This is a genomic window from Klebsiella sp. CN_Kp091 (genome assembly GCF_040065095.1).
Classification (GTDB): Bacteria; Pseudomonadota; Gammaproteobacteria; order Enterobacterales; family Enterobacteriaceae; genus Klebsiella; species Klebsiella aerogenes.
Window position 1 is genome coordinate 33,799 of the sequence record NZ_JBEAIO010000046.1, and the last position, 19,367, is coordinate 53,165.

General features: G+C 55.4%; 16 protein-coding genes and 1 riboswitch. Of the genes, 8 read left to right on the forward strand and 8 right to left on the reverse strand.

Annotation, left to right across the window (positions count from 1 at the left end; all coding sequences use genetic code 11):
• Positions 1-33 precede the first annotated feature (33 nt).
• Positions 34-215, forward strand: a riboswitch (M-box (ykoK) riboswitch).
• A gap of 56 nt (positions 216-271) precedes the next feature.
• On the forward strand, positions 272-1,285 hold the full coding sequence (locus ABLV17_RS19490) for a magnesium transporter (protein ID WP_015369274.1): 1,014 nt from the start codon (positions 272-274) through the stop codon (positions 1,283-1,285).
• Positions 1,286-1,324: 39 nt separating this feature from the next.
• Here the strand turns inward: ABLV17_RS19490 and ABLV17_RS19495 are convergent, their stop codons facing one another.
• Entirely contained in the window at positions 1,325-2,518 is a 1,194-nt protein-coding gene (locus tag ABLV17_RS19495) for an NAD(P)/FAD-dependent oxidoreductase (protein ID WP_087859010.1), read from the reverse strand.
• Positions 2,519-2,748: 230 nt separating this feature from the next.
• On the opposite strand from ABLV17_RS19495, the gene pitA reads away from it, so the two are divergent.
• Complete coding sequence (pitA, locus tag ABLV17_RS19500) at positions 2,749-4,245, forward strand: inorganic phosphate transporter PitA (protein ID WP_045397146.1); 1,497 nt, start codon at positions 2,749-2,751, stop codon at positions 4,243-4,245.
• A gap of 66 nt (positions 4,246-4,311) precedes the next feature.
• On the opposite strand, the gene uspB is transcribed toward pitA, so the two are convergent.
• Positions 4,312-4,647, reverse strand: a complete 336-nt coding sequence (gene uspB, locus ABLV17_RS19505) for a universal stress protein UspB (RefSeq protein WP_015703743.1) — start codon at positions 4,645-4,647, stop codon at positions 4,312-4,314.
• Between the two features lie 383 nt (positions 4,648-5,030).
• On the opposite strand from uspB, the gene uspA reads away from it, so the two are divergent.
• Both uspA and dtpB read left to right on the forward strand, forming a co-directional pair.
• Positions 5,031-5,468: a universal stress protein UspA gene (gene uspA / locus ABLV17_RS19510; RefSeq protein WP_004145166.1), complete on the forward strand. Its 438-nt coding sequence runs from the start codon at positions 5,031-5,033 to the stop codon at positions 5,466-5,468.
• Between the two features lie 266 nt (positions 5,469-5,734).
• The gene (dtpB, locus tag ABLV17_RS19515; protein WP_047076082.1) at positions 5,735-7,207 is read left to right on the forward strand and encodes a dipeptide/tripeptide permease DtpB; all 1,473 of its coding nucleotides are present in this window, start codon (positions 5,735-5,737) and stop codon (positions 7,205-7,207) included.
• A gap of 40 nt (positions 7,208-7,247) precedes the next feature.
• Here dtpB and ABLV17_RS19520 read toward each other — a convergent pair whose 3' ends face one another.
• Complete coding sequence (locus ABLV17_RS19520) at positions 7,248-7,751, reverse strand: Rrf2 family transcriptional regulator (protein WP_015369269.1); 504 nt, start codon at positions 7,749-7,751, stop codon at positions 7,248-7,250.
• Positions 7,752-7,982: 231 nt separating this feature from the next.
• Between ABLV17_RS19520 and ABLV17_RS19525 the strand changes: the two genes are divergently transcribed.
• Together ABLV17_RS19525 and ABLV17_RS19530 are read left to right on the forward strand one after the other, a co-directional pair.
• Entirely contained in the window at positions 7,983-9,185 is a 1,203-nt protein-coding gene (locus tag ABLV17_RS19525) for an NAD(P)/FAD-dependent oxidoreductase (protein WP_087859009.1), read from the forward strand.
• A 294-nt stretch (positions 9,186-9,479) separates the two neighbouring features.
• A complete protein-coding gene (locus ABLV17_RS19530; RefSeq protein WP_271032812.1) occupies positions 9,480-9,863 on the forward strand; it encodes a hypothetical protein in 384 nt (127 codons plus the stop codon).
• 67 nt (positions 9,864-9,930) lie between these two features.
• On the opposite strand, the gene rsmJ is transcribed toward ABLV17_RS19530, so the two are convergent.
• Together rsmJ and prlC are read right to left on the reverse strand one after the other, a co-directional pair.
• A complete protein-coding gene (gene rsmJ / locus ABLV17_RS19535; protein WP_049052009.1) occupies positions 9,931-10,683 on the reverse strand; it encodes a 16S rRNA (guanine(1516)-N(2))-methyltransferase RsmJ in 753 nt (250 codons plus the stop codon).
• Between the two features lie 7 nt (positions 10,684-10,690).
• Positions 10,691-12,733 (reverse strand): oligopeptidase A, encoded by a 2,043-nt coding sequence (gene prlC / locus ABLV17_RS19540; RefSeq protein ID WP_015369266.1) that lies wholly within the window; start codon positions 12,731-12,733, stop codon positions 10,691-10,693.
• Between the two features lie 175 nt (positions 12,734-12,908).
• Between prlC and ABLV17_RS19545 the strand changes: the two genes are divergently transcribed.
• Both ABLV17_RS19545 and gorA read left to right on the forward strand, forming a co-directional pair.
• Complete coding sequence (locus tag ABLV17_RS19545; RefSeq protein WP_015703746.1) at positions 12,909-13,751, forward strand: 23S rRNA (adenine(2030)-N(6))-methyltransferase RlmJ; 843 nt, start codon at positions 12,909-12,911, stop codon at positions 13,749-13,751.
• 72 nt (positions 13,752-13,823) lie between these two features.
• A complete protein-coding gene (gene gorA / locus ABLV17_RS19550) occupies positions 13,824-15,176 on the forward strand; it encodes a glutathione-disulfide reductase (RefSeq protein ID WP_045359206.1) in 1,353 nt (450 codons plus the stop codon).
• Between the two features lie 29 nt (positions 15,177-15,205).
• On the opposite strand, the gene ABLV17_RS19555 is transcribed toward gorA, so the two are convergent.
• The 3 genes from ABLV17_RS19555 to hisD form a co-directional block, all read right to left on the reverse strand.
• Entirely contained in the window at positions 15,206-16,303 is a 1,098-nt protein-coding gene (locus tag ABLV17_RS19555; protein ID WP_183269089.1) for a serine hydrolase domain-containing protein, read from the reverse strand.
• 210 nt (positions 16,304-16,513) lie between these two features.
• Positions 16,514-17,905 carry a GntP family permease gene (locus ABLV17_RS19560; protein WP_026612201.1) on the reverse strand — a complete coding sequence of 464 codons (1,392 nt, stop codon included), beginning with the start codon at positions 17,903-17,905 and terminating at the stop codon, positions 16,514-16,516.
• 100 nt (positions 17,906-18,005) lie between these two features.
• On the reverse strand, positions 18,006-19,313 hold the full coding sequence (hisD, locus tag ABLV17_RS19565; RefSeq protein ID WP_348854553.1) for a histidinol dehydrogenase: 1,308 nt from the start codon (positions 19,311-19,313) through the stop codon (positions 18,006-18,008).
• Between the last annotated feature and the right edge of the window lie 54 nt (positions 19,314-19,367).

The following is a 19,367-nucleotide window of genomic DNA, read 5'->3' on the forward strand; positions in this document are numbered from 1 at the left end:
ATTATCCCTGTTCGCCAATAATGGCGCCTCATTTAACGATCTCGTTATGGCGAGGCTCCTGCATAAATACAAGTTACCGCCCTGTTGGTATCGAGAGAGACCACTCAGGGAAATACAGGCTTCCATCGAATCAAGGTGTTGCCAAGGTAACTTCTGGCGGTCATAACCGTTCAGATACGTTATGCAGTGCTAAAACCAGGACGTAGGGATCTGCCTGCGCTAACCCTGTCTTGTTCGCCCCTATGAGTGATTTTTTATAGGGATTTTAATCATGTCTTCCATTCAACTCTGCGCCGCGCATCAGGCGACCTCTGGCTTCGACGGCGATGCGATCGCCCAGTACATGCGTACCGACTTTATTACACTGCAGGAACATTTCAGCGTCCACGAGGCGCGTGAACACTTTATCTCGCAGCTCGCCAGCGACGATATTCCCGGCCAGGTATTTGTCGTCGCCGGTAACAAGCTGCGCGGCAGCTTATCAGTCAAAAAACTATTGCAGGAGGCAGAGGTAGGCCAGTCTATTCGCTACCTGATGGACAGCTGTCTGTTCCGCGTCAAACCCGACGATGAGCGCCCTCAGGTTATTGCCGAACTCACCGAGCGCGGCCTCGATCTGGTGCCGGTTGTCGATAAAGGCGAGCTGGTCGGCTGCCTGATGGAAAAAGAAATTGCTCATCTGCTGGAGGATGACGTCACCGAAGACGCCCAGCTGCAGGGGGCGACGCTACCGCTGGAAAAACCGTATCTGGAAATCAGTCCGTGGACGCTGTGGAAGAAACGTTCGGTCTGGCTATTGCTGCTGTTTGTTGCCGAAGCCTACACCAGCAGCGTGCTGCAGCATTTTGAAGAGGCGCTGGAATCGGCCATCGCGCTGGCCTTCTTCATCCCGTTACTGATCGGCACCGGCGGCAACAGCGGAACTCAGATAACCTCAACGCTGGTGCGTTCGATGGCGTTGGGTGAAGTCCGCTTACGTGACATGGGACGGGTAATCCGCAAAGAGGTGTCGACCTCGTTTCTGATTGCCCTGACACTGGGTCTGGCGGGCTGCCTGCGCGCCTGGATGATGGGGATTGGCATGGAAATCACGCTGATCGTCAGCCTGACGCTGGTCTGCATTACTCTGTGGAGCGCGGTGGTGTCTTCGGTTATTCCGATGTTGCTTAAGCGGATCGGTATCGACCCGGCGGTGGTTTCCGCGCCGTTTATCGCCACGCTGATTGATGGCACCGGATTAATTATCTATTTCAAAATCGCCCAGTATTTTCTTGGGTTGAACTGATCGAAAAAGCCCGGGCATCAGGATGCCCGGGCCCTTCGATTAAACTTCCGCCAGCGCCTGCGCGCAGGCCCAGGCGCTTGACCACGCCCACTGGAAGTTATAGCCGCCGAGCCAGCCGGTGACGTCCATCACTTCACCGATAAAGTAAAGCCCCGGCGCTTTACGCGCTTCCATAGTACGTGACGAAAGTTCGTTGGTATCCACACCGCCGAGCGTCACTTCAGCAGTACGATAACCTTCAGTGCCGTTCGGCTGCACGCGCCAGGCAGTTAACGTCTCCACCAGCATCTGCCGATCGCGAACGTTCAGTTGTTTTAGTGTTACATCAGGTATCTGCCCAAGCTGCTGTAAACATTCGACCAGCCGCTTCGGCAACTGCATCGCAAGGGTGTTTTTCAGGCTTTGGTTCGGATGATCGCCCCGCTGCTCGTTGAGGAATGCCTCAAGATCGCAGTCCGGCAGCAGGTTGACGGTGACAAACTCACCGGGCTGCCAGTAGCTGGAAATCTGCAGCACCGCCGGGCCGGAAAGGCCGCGATGGGTAAACAGCAAATTTTCGCGGAACAGCGTACCGTTCTCGGCGGTAATGGTAGCTGGAACCGAAACGCCGGAAAGCACCTGCAGCTGTTCAAGCAGCGGTTTATGCAGAGTAAATGGCACCAGCCCGGCGCGGGTTGGCAGCACCTTCAGGCCGAACTGCTCAGCCACCTTGTAACCAAACGGCGATGCGCCCAGCCCCGGCATCGACAGACCGCCGGAGGCGATTACCAGCTTCTTCGCCGCCAGCGTTTCGCCGTTCACCTGTAGCCGGTAGCCTTGTTCATCGCGTTCGACGCTGAGAATTTCGCTGCGCAGACGGATCTGTACGCCGCCTTTTTCACATTCAGACAACAGCAGGTTGACGATTTGCTCCGCTGAATCATCGCAAAACAGCTGACCTAAGGTCTTCTCATGCCAGGCGATGCCATATTTGCCAACCAGCTCGATAAAGTCCCACTGGGTGTAGCGCGCCAGCGCAGATTTGCAAAAATGCGGGTTTTGGCTGAGATACGCCGCGGGCTCGACATACATGTTGGTAAAGTTGCAGCGGCCGCCGCCGGACATCAGGATTTTGCGTCCCGGCTTTTTGCCATTATCGAGCAGCAGCACCCGGCAGCCCAACTGCCCCGCCTGCGCCGCACAAAACATTCCCGCCGCACCGGCGCCGATCACAATGGCATCAAACCTTTCCACTCAACTTTCCTCATTCCCCAATTGTCGGGAATTGTAAATATTTCACTCTGGTCACACCAGCACGAAAAAAACAACATTCAGTTACGTCTTTGAAAGATATAGGATTACTCCCAACCGGGTAGAAACCAAACAGGAAGAAAATCAAAAAAAGTCTATATTTCACTTTGCCCGCGCCGCTAAAGTCACTGATAATGCGCCGCGTTCATGTCCTCAAAATGGCGTAACGTCCTATGCTACATTTATTTGCCGGTCTGGATTTACATACCGGACTATTATTATTGCTTGCTTTAGCTTTTGTACTGTTTTACGAAGCGATTAACGGTTTTCATGATACCGCAAACGCTGTTGCAACGGTGATCTACACTCGCGCAATGCGGTCGCAGCTTGCTGTTGCGATGGCGGCACTCTTCAACTTTTTCGGCGTTCTGCTGGGCGGTCTCAGCGTAGCCTATGCCATCGTGCATATGCTGCCAACGGACCTGCTGCTTAACATGGGTTCCGCACATGGCCTCGCCATGGTGTTCTCTATGCTGCTGGCGGCAATCATCTGGAACCTCGGAACCTGGTATTTCGGCCTCCCGGCCTCCAGTTCTCACACCCTGATTGGCGCCATCATCGGTATTGGTTTAACCAATGCGCTGATGACCGGTACTTCAGTGGTGGATGCGCTGAATATCCCGAAAGTCATCGGCATTTTTGCCTCGCTCATCGTCTCGCCGATCGTTGGCCTGGTGGTAGCAGGCGGCCTGATTTTCATTCTGCGTCGTTACTGGAGCGGTACCAAAAAACGCGCTCGTATCCACCTGACCCCAGCGGAACGCGAAAAGAAAGACGGTAAGAAAAAACCGCCGTTCTGGACCCGTATCGCGCTGATCCTGTCCGCTATCGGCGTGTCGTTCTCGCACGGCGCCAACGATGGGCAGAAAGGCATTGGTCTGGTCATGCTGGTACTGATTGGCGTCGCGCCGGCGGGCTTCGTGGTCAACATGAACGCATCTGGTTACGAAATCACTCGTACCCGCGATGCGGTCAACAACGTGGAAACCTTCTTCCAACAGCGCCCTGAGCTGCTGAAGAAAGCCACCGGCGTTGATCAACTGGTTCCGTCACCGGAGACCAACACCGCGGCCAACGGCGAGTTCCACTGCCATCCGGCGAACACCATCAATGCGCTTGACCGCGTGAAGACGATGCTCACCGGAACGGAAAGCTACGATTCGCTGTCAGTGGATCAGCGCGGCCAGCTGCGTCGTATTATGCTCTGCATCTCCGACACCACCGACAAAGTGGCAAAACTGCCGGATGTGAGCTCTGACGACCAGCGCCTGCTGAAGAAACTGAAAACCGATATGCTGAGCACCATCGAGTACGCGCCAATCTGGATCATTATGGCGGTCGCGCTGGCGCTGGGTATTGGCACCATGATCGGCTGGCGCCGCGTGGCGACCACCATCGGCGAGAAGATTGGTAAGAAGGGTATGACCTACGCGCAAGGTATGTCCGCCCAGATGACCGCCGCGGTGTCTATCGGCCTTGCCAGCTACACCGGGATGCCGGTTTCCACCACCCACGTGCTCTCTTCCTCGGTTGCGGGGACAATGCTCGTTGATGGCGGCGGTCTGCAGAAGAAAACCGTCACCAGCATTCTGATGGCATGGGTACTCACCCTGCCGGCAGCCATTTTGCTGTCAGGCGTGCTGTACTGGCTGGCTCTGAAGCTTATCTAAGCAATAGCCATGCGAAAAATGGGTCAGGAAACTGGCCCATTTTTTTTGCCGTCTATTCAGCACGGCTCAATGCCAGATAAGCAACGCAATCATACTCACCAGCACCAGACCACACAGCGCGCTGGTCAGGATGAACTGCCGGCGAACACGCTCACAGCGACGAATAAACTCGTCATCATGATGGTCGCGATATCGTTGGGCATAGATATACCAAACCAGCCGCATTTGTTTACTGGGCTGCCCATGCGAGGTGAAAAAACCTCCGCCATCAACATATTGATAGAGCAAGGGATCGCAACCACGTAGCACAACCAATAATGCACGCAACGATGAGAAGTAACGTGCCATATTCACCACACAAACGATACACAGGGCCCAAAACAGCGCAACAGTGCTGATCATACTTCCTCCCCGGCGACCCATCCACGGAGATCCCTCCGGGACTACCGCTCCCCAATATCATCCAACCCACCGTACAGTAAAAGAGTGCGATTCCGGTCACGTTTATTTATCCGACCGGCTCATTAAATAGTGTAGGAGATCAGTTAATTTTTTTACCACAAGGTTAATCGTTATCAATACGTAAGACGGAATAATTTGTTTAACTAACGGTGAACCAGGTGCATTGACGGAGTGCGAGGGGCGCTATATTGTAGAAATTATCTTCTACAATTAAGTCCTTAAAGGCTTACCCCCCGCGAATCTAGCTTGCAGGACGCGGGCGAATCGACAGCACAGGCTGTCTGGTCCAACGGTCATCGACAACTTATGGAAGGAGTAACACTATGGCTTACAAACACATTCTTATTGCAGTAGACCTATCACCGGAAAGCAAAGTGCTGGTAGAGAAAGCGGTTTCTATGGCGCGTCCCTACAATGCGAAAGTTTCCCTGATTCACGTGGATGTGAATTACTCCGACCTCTACACCGGTCTTATCGATGTCAATCTGGGCGACATGCAGAAACGCATCTCTGAAGAGACGCACCACGCGCTGACCGAGCTTTCCACCAACGCCGGCTACCCGATTACCGAAACCCTGAGCGGCAGCGGCGATCTTGGCCAGGTGCTGGTCGACGCGATTAAAAAATATGATATGGACCTGGTGGTCTGCGGTCACCATCAGGACTTCTGGAGCAAGCTGATGTCCTCCGCGCGTCAGCTGATCAACACCGTTCACGTTGATATGCTGATCGTACCGCTGCGCGACGAAGAAGACGAATAATCGCTTTTCCTCGCCAGCCAACGCCCGCGCCTGCGGGCGTTTTTGTTTTTATGCTGCATCCCGCCTGAACCCCATTGACCCCATCAGTATATCAATCCAGATAATTAATATCGGTTAGTGTGATCAACCATTTATTAGAATTAATATCTATATAATAATCTATACATTCAGCCAATGGCCGAATCATTATGGGCCATAAGACTTTTTCGGCGCGTTTTGGCAGACGCGTTCATACTTTTTGGGATAGCACTAAAAGGCGAAGGAATATGAAAACAACTGCACCTACGGGCTTGCTGCAGCAACCCCGTCCGTTCTTCATGATCTTTTTTGTAGAGTTATGGGAGCGTTTTGGCTATTACGGCGTCCAGGGCATCCTGGCGGTGTTCTTTGTTAAACAGCTTGGTTTCTCTCAGGAACAGGCATTTATCACCTTTGGCGCCTTTGCGGCGCTGGTCTACGGCCTCATTTCCATCGGCGGCTATGTCGGTGACCATCTGCTGGGAACCAAACGCACGCTGGTGCTCGGCGCCGTCGTGCTGGCTATCGGCTACTTTATGACCGGCCTGTCGCTGCTCAAACCCGACCTTATCTTTATCGCGCTTGGCACTATCGCCGTCGGCAATGGGCTGTTTAAAGCCAATCCAGCGAGCCTACTGTCAAAATGCTATCCGCCGAAAGACGCCCGTCTCGACGGCGCCTTCACCCTGTTTTATATGTCGATTAACATCGGCTCGCTACTGTCGCTGTCGTTGGCGCCGGTTATTGCCGATAAGTTCGGCTACGCGGTGACCTACAACTTGTGCGGCGCCGGGCTTATCGTCGCGCTGCTGGTCTACTTCGCCTGCCGCGGAATGGTGAAAGATATCGGTTCAACCCCGGATCATCAGCCGCTGAGTTTCCGTAATCTGCTGTACGTGCTGGTCGGCACCGTGGTGATGATTTTCCTCTGCGCCTGGCTGATGCATAACGTTAAAATCGCCAACCTGGTGCTGATTGTGCTGTCCATCGTGGTGACGATTTTCTTCTTCCGCGAAGCCTTCCGCCTCGATAAAACCGGCCGCAACAAGATGTTCGTCGCCTTCATCCTGATGCTCGAAGCGGTGGTGTTTTATATCCTGTACGCCCAGATGCCAACCTCGCTGAACTTCTTCGCCATCAATAACGTGCATCACGACATTCTCGGCATCGCGATTAACCCGGTGAGTTTCCAGGCGTTGAACCCGTTCTGGGTGGTGGTCGCCAGCCCGGTACTGGCGGCTATCTACACCCGTCTTGGCAACAAAGGTAAAGACCTGACCATGCCGATGAAATTCACTCTCGGCATGTTCCTCTGCGCGCTGGGCTTTCTGACCGCCGCCGCGGCCGGGATGTGGTTTGCCGACCCGCAGGGGCTCACCTCGCCATGGTTTATCGTGCTGGTTTATCTGTTCCAGAGTCTCGGCGAACTGCTGATTAGCGCCCTGGGACTGGCGATGGTCGCCGCGCTGGTTCCGCAGCGGCTGATGGGCTTTATTCTGGGGATGTGGTTCCTGACACAGGCCGCCGCGTTCCTGATGGGCGGCTATGTCGCGACCTTCACCGCGGTGCCGGAAAATATAACCGACCCGCTGCAGACGCTGCCGATCTACACCAACGTGTTTAGTAAAATTGGCCTCGTGACCCTGGCGGTGACGGTGGTGATGGCCTTTATGGTGCCGTGGCTGAACCGGATGATCAATACCCCGGCCAGCGCCGAGTAACCCGTTAGCCGCCCCGGCGACAACCGCCGGGGCGCGCGGCCTAGTTCTTACGCGCCGCGATCCACTCCTGCACTTCAATCACAAACTCATCCGGCGCTTTACGGTACATCTTACGCGCCAGATCGAGGATAGTATGCTGGCCTAACGCCTCTTCCATTCGCTGCTGCGCCATATCCATGACCGCACGCACACCGCAAATACCTTCGCAGGCCCACTGCGGCGGCTGCTCATCAAACACCGCAAGACGCTGGCGGATCTCACGGCACTCGAAAATACGCTTTTCGCCATCAATAGCGTTGGCAACATCCAACACGGTGATGTGCTCAGCCGCTCTGGCAAGCTGAAAGCCGCCGCCTTTGCCTTCAATACTGCGCACTAGGCCCGCTTTCGATAGGCGGGTAAAAATCTTGGCCAGATAATCGTAGGGCACGTTTTGCAGCTCGGCGATTTCGCGCACGCTCATATCGCGGGCGTCGCCTTTGCTGTCCACCATACACATCAGGCTATGGATGCCGTACTCAACTCCGGAACTGTAAAATGCCATTCACTTATCTCAGCCAATATTAATCTGAGTTATTGTAGCTTTTCCCACCGCCTCATTCCAGATATCTGATATCTCCCCTCGCAAGACAAAAATTTAATTTATTATTTATCAGTATATTAAATAAAAACGCTGCTAAAGGATCCTCAGGATCGCGTGAGAGGCGTTGCTTTTCTTAACTACGACCAATAAAATCCGAGTAAATGAATCGTAGTTAACAGCGAGTGAAAAAAGATGCGTAAACAAATCCTGATCGTAGGCGCCGGTTTTGCCGGGATGTGGGCGGCCCTGAGCGCCGCGCGTTTAGCGGAAAAAAATCAACAGCAGGCCGTTGATATCACAGTCATTGCGCCGCAGCCTGAGCTGCGCATTCGTCCTCGTTTCTACGAAAGCGACGTACCGTCGCTGGTTGCGCCGCTACAGCCACTGTTCGATGCTACCGGGATCCGTTTTCTTCGTGGCAGCGTGTCGCAGATCCATCCCGCGGATAAAACGGTAACCTGGACCGATAGCAACGGCGAAAGCCACGCTCAGTACTGGGATCGTTTAGTCCTGGCGAGCGGTAGTCACGTCAACCGCGCGATGGTTACGGGCGCGGCACAGCACGCTTTCGACCTCGATCAGCTCGAAAGCGCTACGACGCTGGAAAACCACTTAATTGCTTTAGCACAGCGTCCGCAAAGCGATGCGCGCAACACCGTGGTAGTCTGCGGCGGCGGCTTTACCGGTATCGAGATGGCGATGGAATTACCGACCAAGCTGCGCGCGATCTTCGGCTCGAATTCTAAGACCAGAGTAGTCGTAGTTGAACGCGGTCCGCAGCCGGGCTCTCGATACAGCGATGCGCTGCGTGAAGTCATCATTCAGGCCTCAAAAGAACTGGGCGTCGAGTGGCTTGTGAATGCTGAAGTGGCAAGCGTCGATGCCGCTGGCGTGAACCTGAAAGACGGAAAGCGTATCGACTCGCAGACCGTGATTTGGACCGTCGGCGTGCAGGCGAATAATCTAACAGCGCAAATCGATGCGCCGCGCGACCGTCAAGGGCGTCTGCATGTCAACGCCGAACTACAGGTGGTGGGTTACGATGATATCTACGCGACCGGCGACGTGGCCTATGCCGCGACCGATGATAAGGGCAATCACGCCCTGATGACTTGCCAGCACGCTATCCTGCTCGGTAAATTCGCCGGTAATAACGCCGCCGCCGGCCTGCTGGGCGTCGCGCCGCTGCCCTATCGCCAGGAAACCTACGTTACCTGTCTGGATCTCGGCGCCTGGGGCGCGGTTTACACCGAGGGTTGGGATCAGCAGGTGAAACTGACGCGCGAAGAGGCAAAAAAGGTGAAGGTGTCGATCGTCAGCGAACTTATCTATCCGCCGAAAGCCGATAAAGCCGCCGCGTTTGAGATTGCCGATCCGCTGGCGCCGTTTGTTTAAGTATTGCGGTTCCCGGCTTGCGCTACGCGAGCCGGGCTACTTTCTAATGCTCTATCTATCCGGTCACCGCTTTTTATTTATAATATCAATATAAAAATATATTTGATATAGACCCCAAATATCTCCGCAGGAAAATAAGCATAAGTCTTATTTTATTACCATATTATTTGTGGTGTTTTTAGTATGATAAACTACTCTGCAAGATACGTGGCCTTAATTAATACATATGAAAAACCGCGAACACATTTCAAACACAAGCGTCCGGTAAATAAATCATAGATAAAAGGAATTATTATGAATAATGGGTTTAAAAGGGATAACTTGCTCCAGATACTTAGCGAATTATTGCCAAATGAAACCATTGATGAACGAAAATATGTTCATGGTCTTATTCGTTCGAAGCCAGCGGTGCTGTACTTCGCCGACACACAAATAGTCCAGCTTAATCTTTCATTGTTTTATGATTACAAAGATAATTACCAGCGTATCCCTTATACTGATATACGCGAAATTAAAATGCGCAACGTTCTCTGGCGAAAGTTCGCGCTAATATATACCAATCCGATCGCGCCCATTGAAGTTGAAATGCCCGGCAAATGCCTCGGTTGCCCATGGCAGGCTGAAAACTTAAGCTATCTATTAGAGAATGATTTCTTTCAGAATAGTTGGCCGCGTTAGGCCTCAATAAGTAGCCCGGATAAGGCGCTTTGCGCCGCTATCCGGGAAATACTACCACGGCGTAATATTACGCCGGCGTACCGGCATAAATATCAAAACGATGTCCTTTGGTCACCACCGCGTTCGGCGTGGCGACATCTGCCAGCGGCGGCGCATAGTCCGGACGCTTCACCACCACTCGTTTGGTCGCCAGCTGTCGAGCCGGCGCCAACAGACCATCGGCGTCTAAATCCGGCCCCACCAGCGACTGAAATACCCGCATCTCTTTTTTGACCAGCGCGCTTTTCTGCTTATGGGGAAACATCGGATCCAGATAAACCACCTGCGGGCGCGGGGTGATATCGGTCAACGCATTGAGGCTGGAGGCATGAATCAGCTGTAAGCGCTCCTGCAGCCAGCCGCCGATCTCCGCATCGGCATAGCCACGTTTCAAACCATCGTCGAGCAGCGCGGCGACCACCGGATTACGCTCCAGCATCCGCACGCGACAGCCGACCGACGCCAGCACGAAGGCATCACGCCCCAGCCCGGCGGTAGCGTCGACAACATCCGGGAGATAATCGCCTTTAATGCCCACCGCTTTGGCTACCGCTTCACCGCGGCCGCCGCCAAACTTGCGCCGATGGGCCATCGCGCCGCCGACGAAATCGACAAAGATGCCGCCAAGCTTGGGTTCATCGCGCTTACGCAGCTCCAGATGCGCGTCCGTCAGCACCAGCGCCATCGGATTCTCAGCATCATGCTCCAGCCCCCAACGGGCGGCCAAAACAGATAAGGCGCCGTCACCGGCGCCTGTTTCATCAATTAAGCAGATCTTCACGTAGCAATCAGCCTTTGATCCCGTAATGCTCAAGCATCGCGTCCAGCTGCGGCTCGCGCCCGCGGAAGCGTTTGAACAGCTCCATCGGCTCTTCGGAACCGCCGCGGCTCAGGATATTGTCGAGGAATGACTGACCGGTTTCACGGTTGAAAATCCCCTCTTCTTCGAAGCGTGAGAAGGCATCTGCCGCCAATACATCGGCCCACAGATAGCTGTAGTAGCCCGCGGCATAGCCACCCGCGAAGATATGGCTGAACGCATGCGGGAAGCGGCCCCAGGTTGGGCCCGGCACCACGGCGACCTGCTTTTTAATCTCGGCCAGCGTCTCGAGGATTTTCGCCCCCTGCTCCGGCGAGTATTCCGCGTGTAGACGGAAATCGAACAGACCGAACTCCAACTGGCGGAGAATAAACATCGCCGCCTGGTAGTTTTTCGCCGCCAGCATTTTCTCCAACAGCTCCTGCGGCAGCGGTTCACCGGTTTCGTAATGACCGGAGATAAAGGCCAGCGCTTCCGGCTCCCAGCACCAGTTTTCCATAAACTGGCTCGGCAGCTCGACCGCATCCCACGGCACCCCGCTGATGCCGGAAACGCCAGCAGTATCAATGCGGGTCAGCATGTGGTGCAGACCATGGCCGAACTCGTGGAACAGGGTAATCACTTCATCGTGCGTGAACAGCGCCGGTTTGCCGTTTACCGGACGGTTGAAGTTACAGGTTAGATAAGCGACCGGTTTCTGCAGGGAACCATCCAGCTTACGCATCTGGCCGACGCAGTCATCCATCCAAGCCCCACCGCGTTTATGTTCGCGGGCATACAGGTCGAGATAGAAGCTGCCGCGCAGCTCGTTATTTTCGTCATACAGCTCGAAGAAACGCACTTCCGGATGCCACACATCGACATCGGTACGCTCTTTGGCAGTAATGCCATAAATGCGCTTAACCACTTCAAACAGGCCGTTAACGGCTTTGTTTTCCGGGAAATACGGGCGCAGCTGCTCATCGCTGATGCTGTAGAGATGCTGCTTCTGTTTTTCGCTGTAGTAAGCGATATCCCACGGCTGCAGTTCATCGACGCCAAACTCGGCTTTGGCGAAGGCGCGCAGCTGAGCCAGCTCTTTCTCGCCCTGCGGACGCGCGCGTTTTGCGAGGTCGGTCAGGAAATCGAGCACCTGCTGCGGGTTTTCGGCCATTTTGGTGGCCAGAGATTTAAAGGCGTAGCTGTCAAAGCCCAGTAGTTGCGCCAGCTCGTGACGCAGCGCGAGGATCTCCGCCATCACCGGGCTGTTATCCCATTTACCGGCGTTCGGCCCCTGATCGGAGGCGCGGGTGGAATAGGCGCGATACATCTCTTCGCGCAGCGCCTGGTTATCGCAGTAGGTCATCACCGGCAGGTAGCTCGGAATATCCAGGGTCAGCAGATACCCTTCCTGCTCTTTCGCCTGCGCCTGGGCCTGAGCGGCGGCCAGCGCGCTTTCCGGCATGCCTGCGAGGTCGGCGACGTCGGTCACCAGCTTGTTCCAGCCCATGGTGGCATCAAGCACGTTGTTGCTGTACAGATTGCCAAGTTCAGAGAGGCGCGCGGCGATTTCGCCGTAGCGTTTCTGCGCTTCTGCCGGCAGGCCAATCCCGGATAATTCAAAATCGCGCAGCGCGTTATCGACCGCTTTTTTCTGCGCGGTATTCAAGGTGGCGTAGTTGTCGCCGTCGCGCAGGTCGCGGTAGGCTTTATACAGACCTTCATGCTGGCCGACCCAGGTGCTGTACTCGGAGAGCAGCGGCAGCGTCTGTTCGTAGGCTTCACGCAGCTCCGGGCTGTTTTTTACCGAATTCAAATGGCTGATTGGCGAGAAGATGCGTCCCAGCACATCGTCCACTTCCGCCAGCGGCTGGCAAAGATTTTCCCAGCTATACGGCGCGCCGTGCGCCACCGCGCTTTCCACCGCAGCCCGGCAATCATCCAGCGCTTTGGTGACCGCAGGGACCACGTGCTCCGGTTTGATTGCAGAAAATGGCGGCAATGAAAAAGGCGTCAGTAATGGATTGGTCATATGCGCTGTCCTGTTGAAGAGGGTGAATGAAGCGCGCGTTCCGGCGCTTTTGCATGAGATCTAGAATGGGGGATAGTTGCGGGAATTTCAATGACAGGCGGTGCGACAGCGGCAATCCTGGGCGAACTGCGGTAAACTGTCGGTTAACTTGTTTATTTCCGGAATCTCTGCATCCATGCTCAGTTATCGCCACAGCTTTCACGCAGGCAACCACGCCGACGTCCTTAAACACACCGTTCAGAGTTTGATCATTGAATCGCTGAAAGAGAAAGAAAAACCGTTTCTCTACCTGGACACCCACGCCGGCGCGGGCCGATATCAGCTGAGCGGCGAGCACGCCGAACGTACCGGCGAGTATCTTGAAGGCATCGCCCGTATCTGGCAGCAGGACGATCTACCGACCGAGCTGGAGCCGTATATTTCGGTCGTCGAACACTTCAACCGCAGCGGCCAGCTGCGTTACTACCCGGGTTCGCCGCTTATCGCGCGCCAGCTGCTGCGCGAGCAGGACAGCCTGCAGATGACCGAACTGCACCCGAGCGATTTCCCGCTGCTGCGCGCCGAGTTCCAGAAAGACAGCCGCGCGCGCGTCGATAAAGCCGACGGTTATCAGCAGCTGAAGGCCAAGCTGCCGCCGGTTTCCCGTCGCGGTCTGATTCTTATCGACCCGCCGTACGAAATCAAAACCGATTATCAGGCGGTGGTCACCGGGATCAACGAAGGTTATAAACGCTTCGCCACCGGCACCTACGCACTGTGGTATCCGGTGGTGCTGCGCGCGCAAATCAAACGCATGATCAAAGATTTAGAAGCCACCGGTATTCGCAAAATTCTGCAAATCGAGCTGGCGGTGCGTCCGGACAGCGACCAGCGCGGCATGACCGCCTCCGGGATGATCGTCATCAACCCGCCATGGAAGCTGGAACAGCAGATGAATAACGTACTGCCGTGGCTGCACAGCAAACTGGTTCCAGCCGGTACCGGTCACGCGACCGTGAGTTGGATCGTACCGGAGTAATCGCAACCATCGGTGGAACCTTTTAAGCCTCGCGCTACAATCGCGGAAATTAACGATTAAGGACATATGGGCATGAGCAAACATTATGATTACCTCGCCATCGGCGGCGGCAGCGGCGGTATCGCCTCGATTAACCGTGCGGCGATGTACGGCCAGAAGTGCGCGCTGATTGAAGCCAAAGAGCTGGGCGGCACCTGCGTCAACGTCGGCTGCGTGCCGAAAAAAGTAATGTGGCATGCGGCGCAGATCCGCGAAGCAATCCACCTGTATGGCCCGGATTACGGTTTCGATACCACCATCAATCATTTCGACTGGGATAAGCTGGTCGCCAGCCGCAGCGCCTATATCGACCGTATTCATACCTCTTACGACAACGTGCTGGGTAAGAATAAAGTTGATGTTATCAAAGGGTTCGCTCGCTTTGTCGATGCCCATACCGTGGAAGTCAACGGCGAGACCATTACCGCCGATCATATCCTGATCGCCACCGGCGGCCGCCCGAGCCACCCGAACATTCCGGGTGTGGAATACGGTATTGATTCCGACGGTTTCTTCGAACTGCCGGCACTGCCGAAGCGCGTGGCGGTAGTCGGCGCGGGCTATATTGCCGTTGAACTGGCCGGTGTGATTAACGGCCTCGGCGCCGAAACGCACCTGTTCGTGCGTAAACACGCGCCGCTGCGTAGCTTCGATCCGCTGATCGTTGAGACTCTGGTGGAAGTGATGAACGCCGAAGGCCCGCAGCTGCACACGAACGCAATTCCGAAGGCGGTAGTCAAGAATGCCGACGGCAGCCTGACTCTGGAGCTGGAAGATGGCCGCAGCCAGACCGTAGATTGCCTGATTTGGGCGATTGGCCGCGAACCGGCGACCGATAACTTCAACCTGGCGGCAACGGGCGTTAAAACCAACGATAAAGGCTACATCATCGTTGATAAGTTCCAGAACACCAACGTACCGGGTATCTACGCGGTGGGCGATAATACCGGCGCCGTCGAGCTGACGCCGGTCGCCGTGGCGGCAGGCCGTCGTCTGTCCGAACGCCTGTTTAACAACAAGCCGGAAGAGCACCTGGACTACAGCAACATCCCGACCGTGGTCTTCAGCCACCCGCCAATCGGCACCGTTGGCTTAACCGAGCCGCAGGCGCGCGAGCAGTACGGCGATGACGCCGTGAAGGTGTACAAATCGTCCTTCACCGCGATGTATACCGCCGTGACCTCTCACCGCCAGCCGTGCCGCATGAAGCTGGTCTGCGTCGGCCCGGAAGAGAAGATTGTCGGTATTCACGGTATCGGCTTCGGAATGGATGAGATGCTGCAGGGCTTTGCGGTAGCGCTGAAGATGGGCGCGACCAAAAAAGACTTCGACAACACCGTTGCCATTCACCCGACGGCAGCGGAAGAGTTTGTCACCATGCGTTAATCCGCGCAGCCCCGTCTCAGGACGGGGCTTCATTTTGACTCCGTCACCAGATTACGTAGGATCTGATGGCCGATGTAGTTACTCCAGTTAAAGCTGTTTTGCAGCACCACCACCGCATTCTGATTCGCTTTATCGAAGCCGATATAGCTCGAATAGCCGCCGATGTATCCCACCTGATAGGTCAATTGCTGCCGGCCAAATGTGTCGGTCACCCAGGCAATGTTCGCTGCTTCAATTTGCCGCGGATAATAATCGACGCTAACGTCCCTGAATGCCTTATCGAGCACCGTCTGCCCCGTGGGCGCGAAGTGAGCGCGGGCATAATTAATCAGATCGGCGGCATCGCTGTACAAACTCGCCGCGCCAACCATGTTATTGGTGAACTGCCAGTCCGGCGTCAGCGCGCCGCGCGGTTTAAACTTCGGCTGATCGCCTGCGTGCCCCAGCGCCCGCCACGGATATTCGCGCAGCGTTTGCGGCAGAAAGCTGGTATTCCCCATCGCCAATGGTCGGAAGATCATCCGTGAAGCCAGCGTCTCAATCGATTCGCCGGTTTGGTATTTGAGAATATACCCCAGGATAGCAAAACCAAGATTGGAATAACCCGGCTCGCGCTCCAGCGGCGCATTGAAGTTGCTCAGATAGCTCAGCACCCCGTCGGCATCAAGTTCGTGATAAAAGTTTTCACCATTGTTGAGATACGCCAACAGATGCTCAAGCGACAGCATGTTCATCGGCTGACGCGGCAGCCCGGAGGTATGGGTGACCAGTTGCAGCAAGGTTATCTTGCGGGCGTCGTCGCTGAGCACGGTCCCCGGCGGCAGCAGGGTTTGCAGCGTATCGTTCCAGTGCAAACGCCCCTCGTTGACCAGCATCGTGACCACTTCAGCGGTCACGCCTTTACTTAAAGAGCCGAGGGCAAAAAGCGTTTGCGGAGTTATCGGGTAGCGTTGCTTTTCATCCGTCACGCCGAAGCAGTGAAACTCCGCCGGACCGTTGTGATGAATAATCGCCACTACCACGCCGCTGACCTGCTTCTCGCGCATGTAATGGCTGACGAAAGTATCGACGGAAAGCCGCTGCCCGTTATGCCCCACCAGGCTGGTTTCATTGCTGGGAGGGCTCATTTGCGACAGCGTGCCGGAGCAGCCTGAAACCAACAGTAATGCCAATAGCACAAGGCCTAACCGCTTGTTCAAACTTCACCTACCTGCCGCGCATTTTTGGGATGAGATAAAAAATAGACGCGGATCGTAGCGGCATTACCCGGCCAGCGCAAAGCGAATACGCTGAAAAATAAATAAGGCCGTCGGCACAGACAGCCGACGGCCCGGGCTTTATACCAGTCCGGTGGCGTAGTAAACGCCGATAATGAAAAAGGCACCGAGGATTTTAAACAACGTGATACCGAGAATCGGTTTATAGGCCTGGCGATGCGTCAGTCCGGTCACCGCCAGCAAAGTGATGATCGCGCCATTGTGCGGCAATGTATCCATGCCGCCCGCCGCCATCGACGCCACACGGTGCATCACTTCCAGCGGGATCCCCGCAGCATGCGCCGACTCCACAAAGCGGTCCGCCATCGCCGCCAGGGCAATACTCATTCCACCGGAGGATGAACCGGTGATCCCGGACAAAATATTGATCGTAATCGCCTGATTGAGTAAAGGATTTGGGATCGCTTTCAGCGCATCGGCCACCTGAACAAACCCCGGCAGCGCGGCAATCACCCCGCCAAAACCATACTCTGATGCAGTATTCAACGCCGCCAGCATCGCGCCGCCAACGGCGACTTTGCTACCGTCGGCCAGCTTACCCTTCAGGCTACGCCCGGCAAACAAGAAGATAGTGATAATTCCGCACAATAACGCCGCCATCACCGCCCAAATCGCCACCATCTTCTTCACGTCGCTTTCCATCGGCGCTTTCAGTCCCGGCAGGTCAATCAGGAAATGGCTACCGTACGCCTGAGGGATAAGCCAGGTAAACAGCAGGTTGGCGACGCCGACGATTATCAACGGCAGCAGCGCGATCACCGGGTGCGGCAAGTTAAGGTCTGCCGGGGTTTCAGGTTCATTTACCAACTCGCTTCCATAACCTTCTCCCCTGCGCTGCGCTTTACGGCGCATCGCCTCCAGATATAACCAGCCTCCAATAGCCACAAACGCAGAGCCCAGTACCCCAAGCCAGGGCGCCGCCCAAGAGGTCGTACCGTAAAAGGTAGTCGGAATAATATTCTGAATCTGTGGCGAACCCGGTAGCGCATCCATCGTAAAAGTGAAGGCACCCAGCGCGATAGTCGCAGGCATTAGCCGTTTCGGAATTTGGCTCTGGCGGAACATCTCAGCGGCGAAGGGATAGACCGCAAATACCACCACGAATAACGAAACCCCACCATAGGTTAACAACGCGCAGACCAGAATAATCACCGGCATCGCCTTGTTTTGTCCCATCAGTCGGGTAACAGCACTTACGATTGAACGGGAAAATCCGGAAAACTCAATTAATTTCCCGAAGACCGCGCCGAGTAAAAAAACCGGGAAATAGAGTTTTACAAACCCTACCAGCTTATCCATGAAGATATCGCTGAATACCGGGGCAACAGCGGCTGGCTGGGTGAGTAATACGGCGCCGAGCGCAACCAAAGGGGCAAAAAGGATCACGCTATAGCCGCGATAGGCGGCGAGCATCAGCAATCCTAACGCCAGTAAGGCAATCAATACGTCCATAGGGTTATCCGTCAGCATGGCCGCCGCTTATTTCCTTGTTATCGGGCGGCCGATGTTAAGTTGGGGAGCGTATCCCGCTTCCCGTTTCAGACCTTACGGGTTATTCAGGAATCCCAGCGTAAGGAACGTCTTTATTGCCGTAGCGGCGCACGCGGACATTGGCCTGTTCACCGTGGCCGGAGAAACCTTCGAGGGCGCACAGACGCGAACAGTACTCGCCGATCTGCGCGGAGGCGCTATCGGTAAGAACCTTTTGATAGGTGCAGGTTTTGATGAACTTCCCAACCCACAGCCCTCCGGTATAACGCGCCGCTTTACGCGTCGGCAGGGTATGGTTGGTGCCGATAACCTTATCGCCATAAGCTACGTTCGTTCGCGGGCCCAGGAACAACGCGCCAAAGTTCTGCATATTTTCGAGGAACCAGTCCGGGTCGCAGGTCATTACCTGCACATGTTCGAACGCCAGCTCATTGGCGATTTTCAGCATTTCTTCCCGGTCTTCAGCCACAATGATTTCGCCAAACTTCGCCCACGACTGGCGCGCGATTTCCGCGGTGGGCAGCACCGCCAGCAGGCGTTCAATTTCCGCCAGCGTTTCGCGCGCCAGCGTTTCCGAGGTCGTCAACAAAATCGCCGGAGAATCAGGGCCATGCTCCGCCTGACCTAACAGGTCGGTGGCGCAGATTTCGCCATCCACGCTTTCATCGGCAATGACCAGGGTTTCCGTCGGCCCGGCGAACAGATCGATACCGACGCGGCCAAACAGCTGGCGCTTGGCTTCAGCGACAAAGGCGTTGCCCGGCCCTACCAGCATATCCACCGGGGCGATACTCTCGGTACCGACTGCCATCGCCGCCACGGCCTGAATACCGCCCAGGCAGTAGATTTCGTCGGCCCCTGCCATATGCTGCGCAACCACAATCGCCGGCGCCGGCTTACCGTTGAACGGCGGCGCACAGGTGACAATGCGCGGCACGCCTGCAACTTTCGCGGTGATAATCGACATATGCGCCGACGCCAGCAGAGGATATTTCCCGCCCGGCACGTAGCAGCCCGCCGCGCTGACCGGAATATTTTTGTGTCCCAGAATGACGCCCGGCAGCGTTTCAACCTCAATATCTTTCAGGCTGTCGCGCTGGTGCTGCGCGAAATTACGCACCTGCTCCTGAGCAAAGCGGATATCGGCAATATCGCGATCCGACAGCTGCGCATAGCAATCATCGATTTCCTGCTGCGACAGGCGGAAGTTTGCGCGATCGAGCTTATCGAACTTAATCGACAGCTCGCGCACCGCTGCGTCGCCGCGCGCTTCAATATCCGCCAGGATTTTCTCTACCGCTTCACGAACCGTACGGTCGTGAGATTTCACTGCTTCAGATTCCGCACCGCGCTTGAGCCAGATAGCCATAACTTGCCTCACTATGATGTTAATGAAATGCTAATGCATTCGAATTCACTTGCA